The following is an 18330-nucleotide window of genomic DNA, read 5'->3' as shown; positions in this document are numbered from 1 at the left end:
GAAGAAAAGGACTGGAGCATGGCAAGTTCGGGCACAACATCCACCAAGACGCGTTTTACCGGCGCGCAGCTGATCGTTCATCTGCTGGAGCGACAGGGCATCACCACGGTTGCGGGCATCCCCGGCGGCACGGTGCTGCCGCTGTACGATGCGTTAAGCCAAAGCACGCAGATCCGCCACGTCCTGGCACGCCACGAGCAGGGGGCAGGCTTTATCGCTCAGGGCATGGCGCGTACCCAGGGTAAACCGGCGGTCTGTATGGCCTGCAGCGGGCCGGGCGCAACCAACCTGGTGACCGCCATCGCCGACGCGCGCCTCGACTCCATTCCGCTGATCTGCATTACCGGCCAGGTGCCGTCCTCGATGATCGGTACCGATGCGTTCCAGGAAGTGGATACCTACGGCATCTCTATCCCCATCACCAAACATAACTATTTAGTTCGCGACATCGCCGAGCTTCCTCAGGTTATCAGCGATGCGTTCCGCATTGCGCAGTCCGGCCGCCCGGGCCCGGTGTGGATAGACATTCCTAAGGATGTCCAGACCGCAGAAATCGAGATCGACGTTCTGCCGGAGCCGGGTGAACGTGCCCCTGCGCCGGAGTTCAGCGCTGAGAGCGTGCGCGATGCTGCCGCCATGATCAACGCCGCTAAACGTCCGGTGCTCTATCTGGGCGGCGGGGCGATTAACGCCGCGGATGAAATCCGCCAGTTTGCGGAAAAAGCCAACCTGCCGACCACCATGACCCTGATGGCGCTCGGCATGCTGCCAAAAGCGCACCCGCTGTCGCTGGGGATGCTGGGCATGCACGGCGCGCGCAGCACCAACTACATCCTGCAAGAGGCGGATTTGCTGATCGTTATGGGTGCGCGTTTTGATGACCGGGCGATTGGCAAAACTGAGCAGTTCTGCCCGAATGCCAAAATCATTCACGTGGATATCGACCGCGCCGAGCTGGGTAAAATCAAGCAGCCGCACGTGGCGATTCAGGGCGACGTGGCCGAAGTGCTGGCGCAGCTGATCCCGCAAACCGAGGCGACCGATCGCGCCGACTGGCGCCAGCTTGTGGCCGATCTGCAGCGCGAGTTCCCGGGCGCGATCCCAACTGAAGGCGATCCGCTGAGCCACTATGGTCTTATCAACGCCGTTGCCGCCTGCGTGGACGACAGCGCGATTATCACCACCGACGTGGGCCAGCATCAGATGTGGACCGCGCAGGCCTACCCGCTGAACCGTCCACGCCAGTGGCTGACCTCCGGCGGCCTCGGCACCATGGGCTTTGGTCTGCCTGCAGCAGTTGGTGCAGCGCTCGCCAACCCGGACCGCAAGGTCATCTGCTTCTCCGGCGACGGCAGCCTGATGATGAACATTCAGGAGATGGCGACCGCAGCCGAAAACCAGTTAGACGTAAAAATCATCCTGATGAACAACGAGGCGCTGGGCCTGGTGCACCAGCAGCAGAGCCTGTTCTACAAGCAGGGCGTGTTTGCGGCGACCTATCCGGGGATGATTAACTTTATGCAGATTGCCGCTGGCTTTGGCCTGCACACCTGCGATCTGAACGCGGAAGAGGATGCCCACGCGGCGCTGCAGGCGGCGATTTCTCGCCCTGGCCCGGCGCTGATCCACGTCCGTATCGACCCTGAACAAAAAGTGTATCCGATGGTGCCGCCGGGTGCGGCAAATACTGAGATGGTGGGAGAATAAGCCATGCAGAAACAACATGATAACGTCATTCTGGAACTCACCGTCCGCAACCATCCCGGCGTCATGACCCACGTCTGCGGGCTGTTTGCCCGCCGGGCGTTTAACGTGGAAGGCATTCTCTGTCTGCCGATTCAGGGCAGCGAGCACAGCCGCATCTGGCTGCTGGTCAACGATGACCAGCGTCTGGAGCAGATGATGGCGCAGATCGACAAGCTGGAGGACGTCACCAACGTGGCGCGCAACCAGTCCGATCCCACCATGTTTAACAAAATTGCGGTGTTCTTCGAATAAATCACTTAAGGTAAGCGTTTTTTGCCGGATGGCGCTGCGCTTATCCGGCCTACAAGGACTTTACACGCAGGCCGGATAAGGCGTTTACGCCGCCATCCGGCGCGTTCACGCATCAGGATCAAACCATGACCACCATCGCCCTTATCGACGACCACCTTATCGTCCGCTCTGGCTTTGCTCAACTTCTCAACCTCGAACCGGATTTTCAGGTCGTGGCCGAGTTTGGCTCCGGTCGCGAGGCGCTGGCGGGCCTGCCGGGGCGCGGGGTGCAGGTCTGTATCTGTGACATCTCGATGCCGGATCTCTCCGGGCTGGAGCTGTTGAGCCAGCTGCCGAAAGGGATGGCGACGATCATGCTCTCGGTCCACGACAGCCCGGCGTTGGTGGAGCAGGCGCTCAACGCGGGGGCGCGCGGGTTCCTCTCAAAACGCTGTAGCCCGGACGAGCTGATCGCCGCGGTGCGTACCGTCTCCACCGGCGGCTGCTACCTGACGCCGGATATCGCCATCAAGCTGGCGGCCGGACGTCAGGATCCGCTCACCAGACGCGAGCGCCAGGTGGCGGAGAAGCTCGCGCAGGGGATGTCGGTAAAAGAGATTGCCGCCGAGCTGGATCTGTCCCCGAAAACCGTGCACGTCCATCGCGCCAACCTGATGGAAAAACTCAATGTCAGCAACGACGTCGAGCTGGCGCGCCGCATGTTCGACAGCTGGCAATGAGTCCCGTGTTTTCGCGGCTGATCGCCGTCGTTGCCAGCTTTTTCATCTTCTCCGCCGCCTGGTTCTGCCTGTGGAGCATCAGCCTGCATCTGGTGGAACGTCCTGAGCTGGCGGTGCTGCTGTTTCCCTTTGGCCTGCGGCTGGGGCTAATGCTCCAGTGCCCGCGCGGCTACTGGCCCGTTTTGCTCGGCGCGGAGTGGCTGATGCTGGTCTGGCTGGCGCAGGAGGTGGCCCTCGCGCATCTTCCCTTATTGATGACCGGAAGCCTGCTTACGCTTCTCCCCGTTGCCCTGATTTCCCGCTACCGCTACCAGCGCGACTGGCGCACGCTGCTGCGTCAGGGGGCGGCGCTGATTGCCGCCGCGTTGCTGCAGTCCCTGCCGTGGGTTGGCGACAAGGAGATGCTCAACGCGCTGTTGCTCACCCTCACCGGTGGCCTGACGCTCGCGCCGACCTGCCTCGTTATCTGGCACTATCTCTCCAGCACCGTCTGGCAACCGCTTGGCCCTGGGCTGGTGTCCCAACCGGTGAACTGGCGCGCCCGGCATCTCATCTGGTATCTGCTGCTGTTCGTGGTGAGCCTCTGGCTTCAGTTGGGTCTACCTGCCGAGCTTTCACGCTTCACGCCGTTTTGCCTGGCGCTGCCGATTATCGCCCTGGCCTGGCACTACGGCTGGCAGGGGGCGCTGATCGCGACCCTGATGAACGCCATCGCGCTGATTGCCAGCCAGACCTGGCACGACCATCCGGTGGATCTGCTGCTCTCGCTGCTGGCCCAGAGCCTGACCGGGCTGCTGCTCGGGGCGGGTATTCAGCGTCTGCGCGAGCTGAACCAGTCCCTGCAAACGGAGCTGGCGCGCAACCGGCGTCTGGCTGAACGCCTTCTGGAGACGGAAGAGAGCGTGCGGCAGGAGGTCGCCCGCGAGCTGCACGATGATATCGGCCAGACGATCACCGCCATCCGCACTCAGGCGGGCATTGTCCAGCGTCTGGCGGCGGAAAACGCGGGCGTGAAGCAGGGCGGAGCGCATATCGAGCAGCTTTCACTGGGCGTGTATGACTCGGTGCGACGCCTGCTCGGCAGGCTGCGTCCGCGCCAGCTCGACGACCTGTCGCTGGAGCAGGCGGTGCGTTCCCTGATGCGCGAGATGGAGCTGGAAAGCCGCGGCATTGTCAGCCATCTCGACTGGCGAATTAACGAATCTGCGCTGAGCGAAGGCCAGCGCGTGACCCTTTTCCGCGTCTGTCAGGAAGGACTGAACAATATTGTTAAACACGCCAATGCCAGCGCGGTCACGATACAGGGCTGGCAGCAGGACGAACGCCTGATGCTGATAATTGAAGACGACGGCTGCGGCCTGCCGCCGGGCTCCGGCCAGCAGGGCTTTGGCCTGGCGGGCATGCGTGAGCGCGTAAAGGCGCTGGGCGGCACGCTGAACCTCTCCTGTACCCACGGAACGCGCGTCAGCGTCAGCCTGCCGCTACGGAGCTACCATGTTTAAAACCCCTGCCAGCGCCGCGCCGATTGGCGACAAAGCGGAAATCGACGCCCGCTACCGCTACTGGCGTCGCCATATTCTGATCGCCATCTGGCTCGGCTACGCGCTGTTCTACTTCACCCGCAAAAGCTTCAACGCCGCCGCGCCGGAAATTCTTGCCAGCGGCGTGATGACGCGCACCGACATCGGCCTGCTGGCGACGCTGTTTTACATCACCTACGGCCTGTCGAAGTTCTTCTCCGGCATCGTCAGCGATCGCTCCAACGCGCGCTATTTCATGGGCGTAGGGCTGATCGCCACCGGCGTGGTGAACATCCTGTTTGGTTTCTCTACCTCGCTGTGGGCCTTTGCCCTGCTGTGGGCGCTGAACGCCTTCTTCCAGGGCTGGGGCGCGCCGGTCTGCGCTCGCCTGCTCACCGCCTGGTATTCGCGCAACGAGCGCGGCGGCTGGTGGGCCATCTGGAACACCGCGCATAACGTCGGTGGGGCGCTGATCCCGATGGTGGTGGGCGCGGCAGCGCTGCACTACGGCTGGCGCGCGGGGATGATGATTGCCGGTGGCCTCGCGATTGTCGCCGGGCTGTTCCTCTGCTGGCGCCTGCGCGACAGGCCGCAAACCGTCGGCCTGCCTGCGGTGGGCGACTGGCGGCACGACGAGATGGAGATTGCCCAGCAGCAGGAGGGCGCGGGGCTGACCCGCAAGGAGATCCTCACCAAATACGTGCTGAAAAACCCCTACATCTGGCTCCTCTCGCTCTGCTACGTGCTGGTCTACGTGGTGCGCGCGGCCATCAACGACTGGGGCAATCTGTACATGTCCGAGACGCTGGGCGTGGACCTGGTGACCGCCAACTCGGCGGTCACGATGTTCGAACTGGGCGGGTTTATCGGCGCGCTGGTGGCGGGCTGGGGCTCGGATAAGCTGTTCAACGGCAACCGCGGCCCGATGAACCTGATTTTTGCCGCCGGGATTTTGCTCTCGGTCGGCTCGCTGTGGCTGATGCCGTTCGCCAGCTACGTGATGCAGGCGGCGTGCTTCTTCACCACCGGCTTCTTCGTGTTCGGCCCGCAGATGCTCATCGGCATGGCGGCGGCAGAGTGCTCCCACAAAGAGGCGGCAGGCGCGGCGACGGGCTTTGTCGGGCTGTTTGCCTACCTCGGCGCATCGCTCTCCGGCTGGCCGCTGGCGCGGGTCATCGACATCTGGCACTGGAGCGGTTTCTTCGCGGTGATCGCCATCGCGGCGGGAATTTCCGCCCTGCTGCTGCTGCCGTTTTTACATGCGCAGGCCCCGCGTGAAGCCAGTGTGATGTGATGCGCCTCACCTTTTCACCCCGAGTGGCGCAAAACTAAGAAATTTTCCCGGTTTTACCTGGACGCTGTCTCAGGCATCTCTCCCGGCTGATTTTTACAATGCTGCAAAAATCAGCTCAGGAGTAAACCAACCATGCTGGCCTTCTTAAACCAGGTGCGCAAGCCGACCCTGGATCTGCCGCTCGATGTGCGGCGCAAAATGTGGTTCAAACCGTTCATGCAGTCCTATCTGGTGGTCTTCATCGGCTACCTGACCATGTACCTGATCCGCAAAAACTTTAACATCGCGCAGAACGACATGATCTCCACCTACGGGCTGAGCATGACGCAGCTGGGGATGATTGGCCTGGGCTTCTCCATCACCTACGGCGTGGGAAAAACCGTCGTGTCCTACTACGCGGACGGCAAAAACACCAAGCAGTTCCTGCCGTTTATGCTGATCCTCTCCGCCATCTGTATGCTCGGCTTCAGCGCCAGCATGGGCGCAGGGTCCGTTAGCCTGTTCCTGATGATCGCCTTCTACGCCCTGAGCGGTTTCTTCCAGAGTACCGGCGGGTCGTGCAGCTACTCCACCATCACCAAATGGACGCCGCGCCGCAAGCGAGGGTCGTACCTCGGCATGTGGAATATCTCCCACAACCTCGGCGGGGCGGGTGCGGCAGGCGTGGCGCTGTTTGGCGCAAACTACCTGTTCGACGGCCACGTCATCGGTATGTTTATCTTCCCGTCGATTATCGCCCTGATTGTCGGTTTTATCGGCCTGCGCTTCGGCAGCGACTCCCCCGAATCCTACGGCCTCGGCAAAGCTGAAGAGCTGTTCGGCGAGGAGATCAGCGAAGAGGACAAAGAGACCGAAGAGAATGAGATGACCAAATGGCAGATCTTTGTTGAATACGTGCTGAAAAACAAAGTGATCTGGCTGCTCTGCTTCTCAAACATCTTCCTCTACGTGGTGCGCATCGGCATCGACCAGTGGTCTACCGTGTACGCCTTCCAGGAGCTGAAGCTCTCTAAAGAGGTCGCGATTCAGGGCTTCACCCTGTTTGAAGTGGGTGCGCTGGTCGGCACGCTGCTGTGGGGCTGGCTCTCCGACCTCGCCAACGGCCGTCGCGCGCTGGTGGCCTGTATCGCGCTGGCGCTGATTATCGCCACCCTCGGCGTCTACCAGCACGCCAGCAACCAGTACGTTTACCTCGCATCCCTGTTTGCGCTCGGCTTCCTGGTGTTTGGTCCGCAGCTGCTGATCGGCGTGGCGGCAGTGGGCTTCGTCCCGAAAAAAGCGATCGGCGCCGCCGATGGGATTAAAGGCACCTTCGCCTACCTGATCGGCGACAGCTTCGCCAAGCTGGGCCTGGGGATGATCGCCGACGGCACGCCGATTTTCGGCCTCACCGGCTGGGCGGGCACCTTCGCGGCGCTGGACGCGGCGGCCATTGGCTGTATCGTCCTGATGGCGATGGTCGCGGTGCTGGAAGAACGTAAGATCCGCCGTGAGAATCGTGCGCAGAAGCAGAAATTGAAAGCAGCCTGAGTGTGCAGGTAACTTCTTTGCCCGGTGTGTGATGCCGGGCTTTTTTATTTGCTCGTCCTACCTTTACCCCGCTTTACACATCCGCTCCTCTCCATGCTCTACAGTGTTTTTTGCTGCCGCCTTTCGCGCAGCCTTAGCCCCTTTTGCTAACGGAGAGCTTGCATGTTGACCCGACGATTGTCCTGCCTGGCGCTGCTGATGGCGCTGGCCTCCCCCGTAATGGCCGCGGATGCCCCCACTTACGGCGAGAAGCTGGAAGGTTTTGACTACGGCTGGCCGGTAAAACACTTTACCTTTACCTCGCAAAACCAGTCTCTGGATATGGCTTACCTGGACGTGAAGCCGGAAAAAACCAACGGCCGCACCGCCGTGCTGATGCACGGTAAAAACTTCTGCGCCGGCACCTGGGACGGCACGATCCGCGCGCTGTCGGCCAGCGGGTATCGCGTGATCGCACCCGACCAGATCGGCTTCTGTAAATCCACCAAGCCAGAGCATTATCAGTACACCTTCCAGCAGCTGGCGGATAACACCCACGCGCTGCTTAAATCGCTGGGCGTCGATCGCGTCACGGTTATTGGCCATTCGACCGGCGGCATGCTGGCGACCCGCTACGCGCTGATGTGGCCGCAGCAGGTCGAGCAGCTGGTGATGGTGAACCCAATAGGGCTTGAAGACTGGAAAGCGCGCGGCGTGCCGCATATTACCGTCGACCAGTGGTACCAGCGCGAGCTGAAGGTCAGCGCCGACGGCATTCGTCAGTACGAGAAAAACACCTACTACGCCGGGGAGTGGAAGCCGGAGTACGAACGCTGGGTCACCATGCTTGCCGGACTGAACAACGGGCCGGGCAAAGCGCGCGTGGCCTGGAACTCGGCGCTGCTCTACGACATGATCTACACCCAGCCGGTTGTCTACGAATTTAGTGAACTGAAGATGCCGGTATTATTGATGATCGGCACGAAGGACAACACCGCCATAGGGAAAGATCTCGCCCCACCGGAGATCCGCAAGACGCTCGGTAACTATGCGGTGCTGGGCAAAGAGACGGCGAAGCGTATCCCGCACGCGACGCTGGTTGAGTTCAACGACATGGGCCACGCCCCGCAGATGCAGGATCCTGCCCGCTTCCACGAGGCGCTGCTGAAAGGGCTTCAGGCGCGCTGACTGGTCTCCAGCAGTAACCCGCGCAGCCATATCTGCGCGGGGTTTCGATGCGAGCGCCCGTGCCAGGCCATGCTTTTGGTGAATCCCTGCACTGATACTGGCGTATCACAAACAAACATTCCCGCCCGGTTTTCCGCCATCCGCTCCGGCACCACGGCAATCATATCGCTGATCGCGAGCACGTCTGGCAGAACCAGGAAACTGCTCACCGATAGCCCGATGTGGCGGACCCGCCCATTCTTCGCCAGCGCGTCGTCAGTGACGCCGTGAAAGCTTTCCCCTTCATAGGAGACCAGCACATGCTCCAGCGCGCAGAATCGGTCTAACGACAGCGCTTTTCCCGCGTCAGGATGAGTGGCGCGCATCATGCAAACGTACCGTTCATCATAAAGCGCGCGGCTGTGGAGTTCGTCCGGCGTGGTGTGGGGGGTCAGGAGGGCGAGGTCGATTTTTCCCTGCTCGAGCTGAGCGATGAGACGATCGGGTTCAACCGGCACCACGCGCACGCGGATGTGGGGAGCCTGCACCTTAAGGACGGCAATAAACGGCACCACCACCGCGCGCAGGGCGTAGTCCGTCGCGGCAAGGGTGAAGGTCAGGTTGGCAGTGAGCGGGTCAAACGAGACGGGCTGCAGCAGCACGTCGATATCCGCCAGGATGCGCTTCACCGGTGCAGCAAGTTCTTCCGCACGCGAGGTCGGCACTATCCCGTGCGGCGCGCGGATAAACAGCGGGTCGTCGAAGTAGTCCCGCAGGCGGTTGAGCATGCCGCTCACGGCAGGCTGGGTCAGGGCTAGACGCGCCGCCGCGCGGGTAACGCTGCGCTCGTCCAGCAGGGCGTCCAGCGTTTTCAGCAGGTTAAGATCCAGCGTGCGCAGATCCGCTTTCATGACGTTTTTCCACCTCTTTTCCGTTCACTATTATGGCGCTGCCTGCTGTCGACGCGCTGCGTTTCCCGCTATGATGAGCGGCTAGTCTAAGGAGAACGCATGGTCTGGATAATGCTGGCAACGCTTGCCGTGGTGTTTGTGGTTGGGTTTCGTGTACTGACCTCGGACTCCCGCCGCGCCATCAAACGTTTAAGCGAGCGTCTGGGGATCACCCCGATGCCGGTCGAGTCGATGATCGACCAGTTTGGAAAATCCTCCGGGAATGAGTTTATCCGCTACCTGGAGCGCCCCGACGAGGCGCATCTGCAAAACGCCGCCCAGGTACTGCTTATCTGGCAGGTCTGCATTGTCGATGGCAGTGAAGAGAACCTGCACACCTGGCACCGCATGCTGCGCAAAGCCCGTCTGGCTTCGCCCATCACAGATGCGCAAATCCGCCTCGCGCTCGGCTTTATGCGCGAGATAGAGCCAGACCCACAGGAGCTAAACGCCTTTCAGCTGCGCTATAACCAATTCTTCCTGCCGGAAGAGGGCGTGTTTTATTTGCACTGATATCACGAATCGTGATGAAGAGTATAAAGCATCATCATTAGATTTATACCTCTCCCGGGCGCACCATCACCTTATCAACTAACCGATGAGGTGAACCATGAAACAATCCGCCATTATCTGGCCGAACGACTACCTGCCCGGCACCACCGATAACTTTGCATCCAACGAAATTATCGTCGCCGGACTGAGCGCAAGAGAGATTTGGACGCAGCTTAATGACACTACGCTGTGGCCGGGCTACTACAGTAACGCCGAGGATATCCGTTTTCACGACGGCAGCGGCCCTGAACTGAGCGCTAACGCCCGCTTCCGCTTCACCACCTTTGGCTTTCCGGTTGAGGCCCAGGTGACGGAGTATGTGCCTCCCGTTGAGGGTGAAGCGGCACGTATTGCGTGGCACGGCTGGGTGGAAGGGGATGCAAATTCGCGTCTCGACGTGATCCACGCCTGGCTGTTTGAAGACTTACCGGGCAACCGCGTGCGCATTCTGACTCAGGAGTCGCAGAAAGGCGTGCCGGCGCAGGAATTAGCACGCACCGTGCCGAACCCGATGATTAACGGGCATCAGGAGTGGATCGTGGGATTAGCGAATGCCGCCCTTAAGGCTCGCGGGTAATTTTGCCCGGTGGCGCTTCGCTTACCGGGCCTACAAGCCCCGTAGGCCGGTGCAAGCGCAGCGCCGCCCGGCATTAAAAAGCTGAAAAAGCTGTCAAATCGTTAAATTCGTCACACTTTTGATGATAAACTGCGCGACTTTTCCGCACGTTTTTATCTTCAGGTGACGCCATGACAGAACATATCCAGCCCTCGACCAGACCGCAGACCAGCGAAGTTTCACGCCCCAACTGGTCGGCCGTTTTCGCCGTGGCATTCTGCGTCGCCTGCCTGATTACCGTTGAGTTTCTGCCGGTGAGCCTGTTGACGCCGATGGCGCAGGATCTGGGCATTTCCGAAGGCGTGGCGGGGCAGTCCGTTACCGTCACCGCCTTTGTGGCGATGTTTGCCAGCCTGTTTATCACCCAGGTGATTGGCACCATCGACCGCCGCAAGGTGGTCATTCTGTTCAGCGTGCTGCTGACGCTCTCCTGCCTGCTGGTCTCCTTGGCGGAAAGCTTTACCCTGCTGCTGCTGGGGCGCGCCTGTCTGGGGCTGGGGCTCGGCGGCTTCTGGGCGATGTCCGCCTCGCTGACCATGCGCCTGGTGCCTGCGCGCACCGTGCCGAAAGCGCTGTCCGTCATCTTTGGCGCGGTCTCTATCGCACTGGTGATTGCCGCGCCGCTGGGCAGCTTCCTCGGCGGGATTATCGGCTGGCGTAACGTCTTCAACGCGGCGGCAGTGATGGGCCTGCTCTGCGTTATCTGGGTGTGGAAGGCGCTGCCGTCCCTGCCGGGCGAAGCGGCGCACCACAAGCAGAACATGTTCAGCCTGCTGAAGCGCCCCGGCGTGCTGGCGGGAATGACCGCGATCTTTATGTCCTTTGCCGGGCAGTTTGCCTTCTTTACCTATATCCGCCCAGTGTATATGACCATGGCGGGGTTTGACGTCGACGGCCTGACGCTGGTGCTCCTGAGCTTTGGTATTGCCAGCTTTGTCGGCACCTCGCTGTCGTCGCAGTTCCTGAAACGCTCCCTGAAGGTGGCGCTGGCGGGGGCGCCGCTGGTGCTGGCTGCGAGCGCCACGGTGCTGGTGCTGTGGGGTAGCGATAAGTGGGTCGCGTCGGCGATTGCGATTATCTGGGGCTTTGCCTTTGCGCTGGTGCCGGTGGGCTGGTCGACGTGGATCACCCGCTCGCTCGCCGATCAGGCGGAAAAAGCCGGGTCGATTCAGGTGGCGGTGATCCAGCTGGCAAACACCTGCGGCGCGGCGATTGGCGGCGTGGCGCTCGACCACCTGGGGCTGACGTCACCGCTGGTGATTTCCGGTACGCTGATGCTGCTGACGGCACTGCTGGTGGCAGGGAAGGTGAAGGCGCGTTGATTGATAAATAGTCACTTCATCGATATACTTGTACCGTAACTTGTACAGGAGGAAATATGCAGGTTGTGACGTTTACCGAAGCACGAAGCCGACTCAAAGATGTGTTGGACGACGTGAATGACAATGTGGAGACAACCATCATCAGCCGCCGAAACGGAGGGGATGCGGTGGTGATGTCTCTGCAGCACTACAACTCAATGATGGAAACCATCCATCTGATGAGTTCGCCTGCCAACGCCAGTCGACTGATGGAGTCAATCGCACAGGCAAACACCGGAAAAACTATCCAAAGGGATCTGATAGATGACCAGGCTACTGATTTGGACTGACAACGGCTGGGATGATTACCTGTGGTGGCAGGAGCAGGACAAGAAAACGCTTCGCAGAATCAATAAATTGATTGAAGATGCGAAGCGTCAACCCTTCGATGGCCTGGGTAAGCCGGAACCGCTTAAAGGTAACCTTTCCGGATACTGGTCCCGTCGAATCAATGATACTGACCGTCTGGTTTACGGGGTGTCAGATAGCGCTCTTACTATTTTAATGTGCCGCTATCACTATTATTCGTAGATCACGCCGATGTCCTCACCCGTCTTCTTGAATCCATCGAAATCAGTACCACCGACGACACGATCAGCAGCGTCCCCAGCCAGTCCGGCAGGGTGAACGCCACGCCCAGCAACATCACCGACAACAACGCGCTGCTCAGCGGCTCGGCGCAGCTCAGAATGCTCGCCTTCGGCCCGCCGATCATCTGCGCACCTTTCAGGTACAGGCTGAACGTCAGCGCGGTGCCGATCACCACCAGGTAGAAAAACGCCAGCAGCAGGCTGCCGTCGATCACGAAGGTGGTACCGCGTCCGGCGTAGAACGGCGTCAGCATTAACCCGGCAATCAACATACTCCAGCCGACAATCGGCAATGTGCCGTAGCGGGCAATCAGCGTTGACGGATAGGTGGTGTAAAACGCGGCGGCAAACGCCGAGGCGATGCCGAAGAACAGCGCGGCTGGCGAGATGGAGAGCGAGGTTGGGTCGCCGTGGGTCACCAGCAGGAACGTCCCGACAAGCGAGGTCACAATCGCGGACAGAACAAACACGCCGGGGCGCGTTTTCCGCGCCAGCGCAAACCACGCTACGATAATGGTTGGCGACAGAAACTGCAGCACGGTAGCGGTCGCTGCGTTGGATTTTTCAATCGTCAGCAGGAAGGTGAGCTGCACGGTGAGCGCGCCGACCAGCGAGAAAAACAGCAGGCTGAGGGCGTCTTTGCGATGCCTGATGACCGAGAAAATCTTGTCGCCGTGAACGAAGGAGAGCGTCAGAAGGATCACGCCGGTAAACAGCAGGCGAACCATGGTCAGGTATGGCGAAGAAATGTGGCTTTTCTCCATGATGTACTGTGCGCAAACGCCGGAACTGCCCCATAAAACGGCGGCGATCAGGACGTTCAACATCCCTTTACGTGTGGAACCCATGTTCTCCCCTGCTATGTTGTCGTTAATTCGGTCAACAGCATAGCATGGTTGTGTGCGGCCTGATGCCCTCACCTCGGCCCTCTCCCACAGGGAGAGGGAGCAAACACTAAAAACGGCAACGTTGCGTTGCCGTTTTGCTTTTACCTTAGAACCACGCCTCCCACATCGCGCCGACGTTGAAGTCGTCGAGCGTCTCGTCTTTGGTGTTGTTCACGCGCGCGGTGCGTGCGTTATCCACTTTGCCGCCGGTCACGTAGAAGCGCAGCATCGGACGGAACTCAGGTCCCATGGCGATAGACATGTTCTGCGACAGGGTCAGCTTCCAGCCCTTGTTGTCGCCGCCGTTGTCGTAGTCAACGTGCTGCCAGCCCGCTTCCAGCCAGGTGGAGTGAACGTCGTTCCACCAGTGCATCGGACGCACGATGGCGTTGTAGTTCTTACGGTTGTCGGTCTTATCGCGGCTGTTGTCGTAGTCGTGGAAGGCGAGGATGTACTCCACCTGCGTGGCCTGGGTGAATTTATACAGCCCTTCGAAGCTGGCGTAGACCGTGGTCAGATCCTCAGTTTTGTTGAACACGCTGTTGTCCGCGTTATCGGAGTAGCGGGCGATCACCTTGTTCACGCCGCTGTCGTTGGTGTGACTCAGCACCACGCCGCCCTGCCAGGCGTTCAGACGCTCGTCGCTCTCCACCGCTTTCGAATCAAAGCCGTAGTTGGCGTACAGCTCCATGTCGATCGGGCCGAGCTTCATGCCGTGGATTTTGGAGGTGGCGGCGTAGTTGCCCTTGTCGCCGGTGCCGGAACCGCCGGTACAGGTGATGCGCGACGGGTTCGCTTCGTCTTCCATCACTTCCGGGCTACAGGATTCGACTGCCGCCACGGCGGCGACGTCGAACTGCACGCCGCCGATGTCAAAGTTCTTCACCCCGGCGCCCTGGCCGTCGTGGTTCATCCAGAAGTAATCGTTGATGCCCTGCTGCGGACGCTGGTGGAAGTCACGACCGGCCCAGAAGTAGGCGTTCGGGTTGGAGGCCATAATATTGGTCACCCCCGCGTAGGCCTTTTTCAGGTTAACTTCGTCGCCCCAGTGGTCGATCATCACGTTGATGTCCCAGATGGCGCCGTTTTCGCCCTTGAAGGCTTTAGAGAGCTGGAACTCGCCGCCGTTGCCTTCGTTACCCAGACGACCAATCGCGGACGCGCCGTTGTAGGAGCCATCGACAGCCACGTATTTCTGATCGGCGGCCTGGAAGTGCGCGCCGTAGCGGGCGTAGCCGGTAAATTTAATCCCGAACGGGATCGCCATATCCGGGGATTGCGCCGCGCTTTGCGGCTCGGTCACCACGTCCGCTTTTTTCGCGACGGCGGCATCCATTTTGGCCTGGCGCTCGGCCAGGGCTTTATCCACCGCTTTCGCCACAATGGCGTCGATTTGCTCCTGGGTGAATTCCTGTGCGAGCACGGAAATTGGGCAAAGCGCGGCGATAACCGCCATGGTTAATGGAAGTTTTTTAATCGTATTCATGGTTATCTCAATATAGTTTAATTTTATTCAGACAATAACCATCCCGCTCCGATCTGACAGAATATGTCGCTATCATCAGAACAAGTGGATTTCTAGTTTTAGGTACAGAGGTATTGCATTAATTTATTTCGCCATAGACTATCTCTGATATAAATGAATAATTTCTTCAGACAGTTCACGCGCTAATAAGGAATTCATTAAATGATCCTGCGCGTGCACCATAATTAACGTCATTGGCTGGCGGCCTTCGCCCGCATCCTGCTCGATCAGTTTGGTCTGCATCTTGTGCGCCTGGCGCGCGTAGCCGTCAGCTTCGCGCAGCAGGCTTTTGGCTTCGTCGATGTTGCCCTGACGCGCCGCGTGCAGCGCTTCAAAGCACAGGCTGCGGGACTGACCGGCGTTGACGATAATTTCCATTACGGCTTCTTCTAGTGCGATCATCATCATTACTCTTTATCAAAGCTGTTATTTAAGGCGGTAGCGGCAAACCACTCTCCGCTTTTCTTAATGGTACGTTGTTGCGTATTTAAATCGAGCTGAATAAATCCGTAGCGATTTTTATACGCGTTGCACCACGACCAGTTATCAATAAACGTCCACATATGGTAGCCAAGACAATTGCACCCTTCGCTAATGCCCTTATGCAGCCAGGCTAAATGCTCAGAAATAAACTCGATGCGGTATTGATCGTTAATCTGACCGTTTTCAATAAAGCGCTGCTCGTTTTCGACGCCCATCCCGTTTTCAGAAATAAAGCAGCGGGGGTTACCGTAATTGTCGCGCAGGTTGACCAGAATATCGTAAATACCCGGAGCGTAGATTTCCCAGCCGCGGTACGGGTTCATCTTGCGGCCCGGCATCTCGTAGCTATCAAAGAACCATTCCGGCATAAACGGCGCCTGCGGGTTCACCGCGCTGTCGCGGCACTTCACGCGACGCGGCTGATAGTAGTTAATGCCGAGCAGGTCGATTTTCCCTTCCGCAATCAGGAAACCGTCTTCCGGCTTGCAGGCGGGCAGCTGGTCGTAAGATTTTAGCAGCGCCACAAGATCCGCCGGGTATTCCCCGCGCAGCACCGGGTCGAGGAAGCTGCGGTTAAACATCAGATCCGCAACGTGCGCCGCCTTCACGTCAGCCGGGTTCTGCGAGCGCGGATACGACGGCGTCAGGTTCAACACGATGCCGATCTCCCCCGCGTAGTGCCCGGCGCGGTAGGCCTGAACCGCCTTCGCATGCGCCAGCACCGTGTGATACGCCACGGTGGCCGCCCGGCGGAAATCCACCACGTTCGGATAGTGGAAGTCGTACAGATAACCGCCTTCCACCGGCACGATCGGCTCGTTGAAGGTAAACCAGTGCAGCACGCGGTCGCCGAACAGCTCGAAGCAAATATGCGCATAGCGGGCGTACGCGTCCACCACGTCACGGTTTTCCCAGCCGCCTATCTCCTGCATCGCCATCGGCATGTCGAAATGGAACAGGGTGATGAACGGCGTGATGCCCTGTTCATTCAGCTCATCAATGACCTGATGATAAAAATCGACCGCGTCCGGGTTCACTTCACCGATACCGTCGGGGATCAGGCGCGCCCAGCTAATCGAGGTGCGAAAGCTGTTGTGGTTCAGCTGTTTCAACAGTTGAATGTCCGTTTTCCAGTGCTGATAAAACGTGGAGGTCTGCTGCGGCCCCACGCCGTTGTGAAAACGGTTCGGCTCGCGGGCAAACCAGTAATCCCACGTGGTTTCACCCTCTCTTGCCCCTTCCGTCTGGAGAGCGGAGCTTGCGCTGCCCCACCAGAAGTTATCGGGAAATGCGTATTTCATGACCCTTCCTCTTTGACTTAATTGCTTGTGGCTTCAGCGGCACCCACGGTTGCAGCCTGGGCTTTCTGCTCTTCGTTTTTAATCAGCGTACGCTCGTAGGCGCGCAGGAACGGCAGGTACATCAGCGCGGACATCACCATGCAGACCAGGCACATTACCACCGGGCTCAGCGCCCAGTTTGCCGCCCACGAGGCGCCAATCGGTGCTGGGGTAGTCCACGGGGTTAACGAGACGACCTGTGCCAGCCAGCCGAGCTTCGTTGCACCGTACGCCAGGCAAGCGTTGACCAGCGGAACGCACACGAACGGGATAAACAGCATCGGGTTCATGATGATCGGCGCGCCGAACAGAATCGGTTCGTTGATGTTAAAGAAGCTCGGCACCACGCCCATTTTTCCGATGGTGCGCAGGTGTGTAACGCGGCTGCGCAGCAGCAGGAACGCCAGCGGCAGGGTGGAACCGACGCCGCCAATCAGCAGGTAGTGATCCCAGAAGCCCTGCAGGTAAACGTGCGGCAGCGCCGCGCCTGCGGCCAGTGCCGCCTGGTTTGCCGAGAGGTTGGCCATCCAGAACGGGTTCATGATGCCGGTAACAATCAGCGAGCCGTGGATACCCGCGAACCAGAAGATCTGGCACAGCAGCACGGAGAGCAGAATGGCGGGCAGGGAGTCGGACGCGGATACCAGCGGCTCCAGCAGGTGCATGATCGCCTGCGGGATGATCATTCCGGTCTGCGCTTCAATGAACAGGTTCAGCGGGTGCAGCGTACCGATCACCACCATCACCGGGATCAGGATCTCAAACGAACGCGCCACGCCGGTGGGTACTTCCTTCGGCAGGCGGATGGTGACGTTGTTCTGCTTCAGCCAGGCATAGACGCGGGTGGCGTAGATCGCGGTAATCAGCGCAGTGAAGATGCCCTGACCGGAGAGATACTGGGTCGAGATTTTGCCGTCGGCATACGGCGCGGCGACCAGCAGGAAGGCCATAAAGGCCAGCAGGCCGGACATCACCGGATCGAGGTTAAACTGACGCCCCAGGCTCGCTCCAATCCCTACCGAGATGAAGAAGGTCATCACGCCCATGCTGAGGTTAAACGGCAGCATCAGCTGTTCGCGGTAGGTCTGGGAGAAATCCAGCCAGCCGCGGGCGAAGCTGTTGGTGGTATCCGCCGAGAACGGCGGGAAGATGAACACCAGCATAAACGAGCCGATGATCATAAACGGCAGCGCGGCGGTAAAGCCGTCGCGAATGGCAATCACATACTTTTGCTGACCGAGCTTCGCGGCCAGCGGGGTAATTGACTGCTCAATCACCGCGACCATGGATTGATATAACGAACTCATGTGAACACCTTTTAGTGTGCCGCTTCGATGAGCGACAGAGCATAGTCCAGTACTTTATCGCCACGCTGCATGCCGTAGTCCATCATGTCGATGGGCTGCACCGGAATGCCATGCGTCGCCGCCTTGTCTGAGAGTGTCTGTAACATGTATTTCACTTGCGGTCCGAGAAGGACGACCTGGTATTGCGGAAACTGCGTATCAAATTCGGAAACACCGTACGCATCAATCTTCACCGGCAAACCACGTTCTTTCGCGACATCGACCATTTTGCTGACCAGCAGGCTGGTGGACATCCCTGCAGAGCAGCACAGCATAATCTTGAACATCGACAACCATCCTCTAAATGTAAAAAGTTATTGCGAGGATGATTGGACATGATACGGAAACCGGTTTCCATTCATAAAAGACAGAACTGTGACAACCATCAAGATCCAATACTTATGAGGCTAATTAACCGGATGCAGGTCACATAATTTGGCTGTTTTGGCATCATTTTGAGTGGAAACGGAAAA

At 59.3% G+C, this 18330-nt stretch carries 19 protein-coding genes; 12 read left to right on the top strand and 7 right to left on the bottom strand.

Translation table 11 applies throughout. The annotated features are described in order from the left end of the window. Positions 1 to 18: 18 nt before the first annotated feature. The 7 genes from ilvB (at position 19) to CWR52_RS12230 (ending at position 8228) form a co-directional block, all read left to right on the top strand. Positions 19 to 1707, top strand: a complete 1689-nt coding sequence (ilvB, locus tag CWR52_RS12260; RefSeq protein ID WP_104949794.1) for an acetolactate synthase large subunit — start codon at positions 19 to 21, stop codon at positions 1705 to 1707. A 3-nt stretch (positions 1708 to 1710) separates the two neighbouring features. Continuing rightward, positions 1711 to 1998 (top strand): acetolactate synthase small subunit, encoded by a 288-nt coding sequence (ilvN, locus tag CWR52_RS12255; RefSeq protein WP_008500144.1) that lies wholly within the window; start codon positions 1711 to 1713, stop codon positions 1996 to 1998. A gap of 125 nt (positions 1999 to 2123) precedes the next feature. After that, positions 2124 to 2717 (top strand): transcriptional regulator UhpA, encoded by a 594-nt coding sequence (gene uhpA, locus CWR52_RS12250; protein WP_022646555.1) that lies wholly within the window; start codon positions 2124 to 2126, stop codon positions 2715 to 2717. Continuing rightward, a complete protein-coding gene (gene uhpB, locus CWR52_RS12245) occupies positions 2714 to 4219 on the top strand; it encodes a signal transduction histidine-protein kinase/phosphatase UhpB (protein WP_104949793.1) in 1506 nt (501 codons plus the stop codon). The genes uhpA and uhpB overlap by 4 nt, the downstream gene beginning before the upstream one ends. Then, on the top strand, positions 4212 to 5531 hold the full coding sequence (locus CWR52_RS12240) for an MFS transporter (protein WP_104949792.1): 1320 nt from the start codon (positions 4212 to 4214) through the stop codon (positions 5529 to 5531). Before uhpB ends, CWR52_RS12240 begins: the two co-directional genes overlap by 8 nt. Before the next feature lie 132 nt (positions 5532 to 5663). Further along, a complete protein-coding gene (gene uhpT / locus CWR52_RS12235) occupies positions 5664 to 7061 on the top strand; it encodes a hexose-6-phosphate:phosphate antiporter (RefSeq protein ID WP_104949791.1) in 1398 nt (465 codons plus the stop codon). 162 nt (positions 7062 to 7223) lie between these two features. Then, positions 7224 to 8228, top strand: a complete 1005-nt coding sequence (locus CWR52_RS12230) for an alpha/beta fold hydrolase (RefSeq protein WP_104949790.1) — start codon at positions 7224 to 7226, stop codon at positions 8226 to 8228. Here the strand turns inward: CWR52_RS12230 and CWR52_RS12225 are convergent. Beyond that, on the bottom strand, positions 8216 to 9118 hold the full coding sequence (locus CWR52_RS12225) for a LysR family transcriptional regulator (protein WP_104949789.1): 903 nt from the start codon (positions 9116 to 9118) through the stop codon (positions 8216 to 8218). The two genes, CWR52_RS12230 and CWR52_RS12225, sit on opposite strands and share 13 nt — an antisense overlap. Positions 9119 to 9217: 99 nt before the next feature. On the opposite strand from CWR52_RS12225, the gene CWR52_RS12220 reads away from it, so the two are divergent. The 5 genes from CWR52_RS12220 to CWR52_RS12200 all read left to right on the top strand — a co-directional run bounded on the left by CWR52_RS12220 (position 9218) and on the right by CWR52_RS12200 (position 12217). After that, complete coding sequence (locus tag CWR52_RS12220; protein WP_104949788.1) at positions 9218 to 9670, top strand: DUF1198 domain-containing protein; 453 nt, start codon at positions 9218 to 9220, stop codon at positions 9668 to 9670. A 97-nt stretch (positions 9671 to 9767) separates the two neighbouring features. Beyond that, the gene (locus CWR52_RS12215; RefSeq protein WP_104949787.1) at positions 9768 to 10286 is read left to right on the top strand and encodes an SRPBCC domain-containing protein; all 519 of its coding nucleotides are present in this window, start codon (positions 9768 to 9770) and stop codon (positions 10284 to 10286) included. A 170-nt stretch (positions 10287 to 10456) separates the two neighbouring features. Next, on the top strand, positions 10457 to 11647 hold the full coding sequence (nepI, locus tag CWR52_RS12210; protein ID WP_104949786.1) for a purine ribonucleoside efflux pump NepI: 1191 nt from the start codon (positions 10457 to 10459) through the stop codon (positions 11645 to 11647). Between the two features lie 56 nt (positions 11648 to 11703). Next, positions 11704 to 11976, top strand: coding sequence for a type II toxin-antitoxin system Phd/YefM family antitoxin (locus tag CWR52_RS12205; RefSeq protein ID WP_104949785.1), 273 nt, complete (start codon positions 11704 to 11706; stop codon positions 11974 to 11976). Beyond that, on the top strand, positions 11951 to 12217 hold the full coding sequence (locus CWR52_RS12200; RefSeq protein ID WP_041911701.1) for a Txe/YoeB family addiction module toxin: 267 nt from the start codon (positions 11951 to 11953) through the stop codon (positions 12215 to 12217). Before CWR52_RS12205 ends, CWR52_RS12200 begins: the two co-directional genes overlap by 26 nt. Position 12218: 1 nt before the next feature. On the opposite strand, the gene CWR52_RS12195 is transcribed toward CWR52_RS12200, so the two are convergent. From CWR52_RS12195 to CWR52_RS12170, 6 genes are all read right to left on the bottom strand, one after another. Further along, on the bottom strand, positions 12219 to 13124 hold the full coding sequence (locus CWR52_RS12195) for an EamA family transporter (RefSeq protein ID WP_104949784.1): 906 nt from the start codon (positions 13122 to 13124) through the stop codon (positions 12219 to 12221). 145 nt (positions 13125 to 13269) lie between these two features. Next, positions 13270 to 14649, bottom strand: coding sequence for a carbohydrate porin (locus CWR52_RS12190; RefSeq protein WP_104949783.1), 1380 nt, complete (start codon positions 14647 to 14649; stop codon positions 13270 to 13272). 138 nt (positions 14650 to 14787) lie between these two features. Then, complete coding sequence (locus CWR52_RS12185) at positions 14788 to 15090, bottom strand: PTS lactose/cellobiose transporter subunit IIA (RefSeq protein ID WP_029741865.1); 303 nt, start codon at positions 15088 to 15090, stop codon at positions 14788 to 14790. A gap of 5 nt (positions 15091 to 15095) precedes the next feature. Continuing rightward, positions 15096 to 16472 carry a glycoside hydrolase family 1 protein gene (locus CWR52_RS12180; protein ID WP_104949782.1) on the bottom strand — a complete coding sequence of 459 codons (1377 nt, stop codon included), beginning with the start codon at positions 16470 to 16472 and terminating at the stop codon, positions 15096 to 15098. A 17-nt stretch (positions 16473 to 16489) separates the two neighbouring features. Then, positions 16490 to 17818 carry a PTS cellobiose transporter subunit IIC gene (locus tag CWR52_RS12175; protein ID WP_008500133.1) on the bottom strand — a complete coding sequence of 443 codons (1329 nt, stop codon included), beginning with the start codon at positions 17816 to 17818 and terminating at the stop codon, positions 16490 to 16492. Between the two features lie 11 nt (positions 17819 to 17829). Further along, positions 17830 to 18144, bottom strand: coding sequence for a PTS sugar transporter subunit IIB (locus CWR52_RS12170; protein ID WP_032644367.1), 315 nt, complete (start codon positions 18142 to 18144; stop codon positions 17830 to 17832). Positions 18145 to 18330 lie beyond the last annotated feature (186 nt).

It is taken from the genome of Enterobacter sp. SGAir0187 (genome assembly GCF_002952735.2).
GTDB classification, from domain to species: domain Bacteria; phylum Pseudomonadota; class Gammaproteobacteria; order Enterobacterales; family Enterobacteriaceae; genus Enterobacter; species Enterobacter quasiroggenkampii.
The sequence above is the reverse complement of the archived record's forward strand: the minus strand, read 5'-3'. Positions and strand labels throughout refer to the sequence as shown.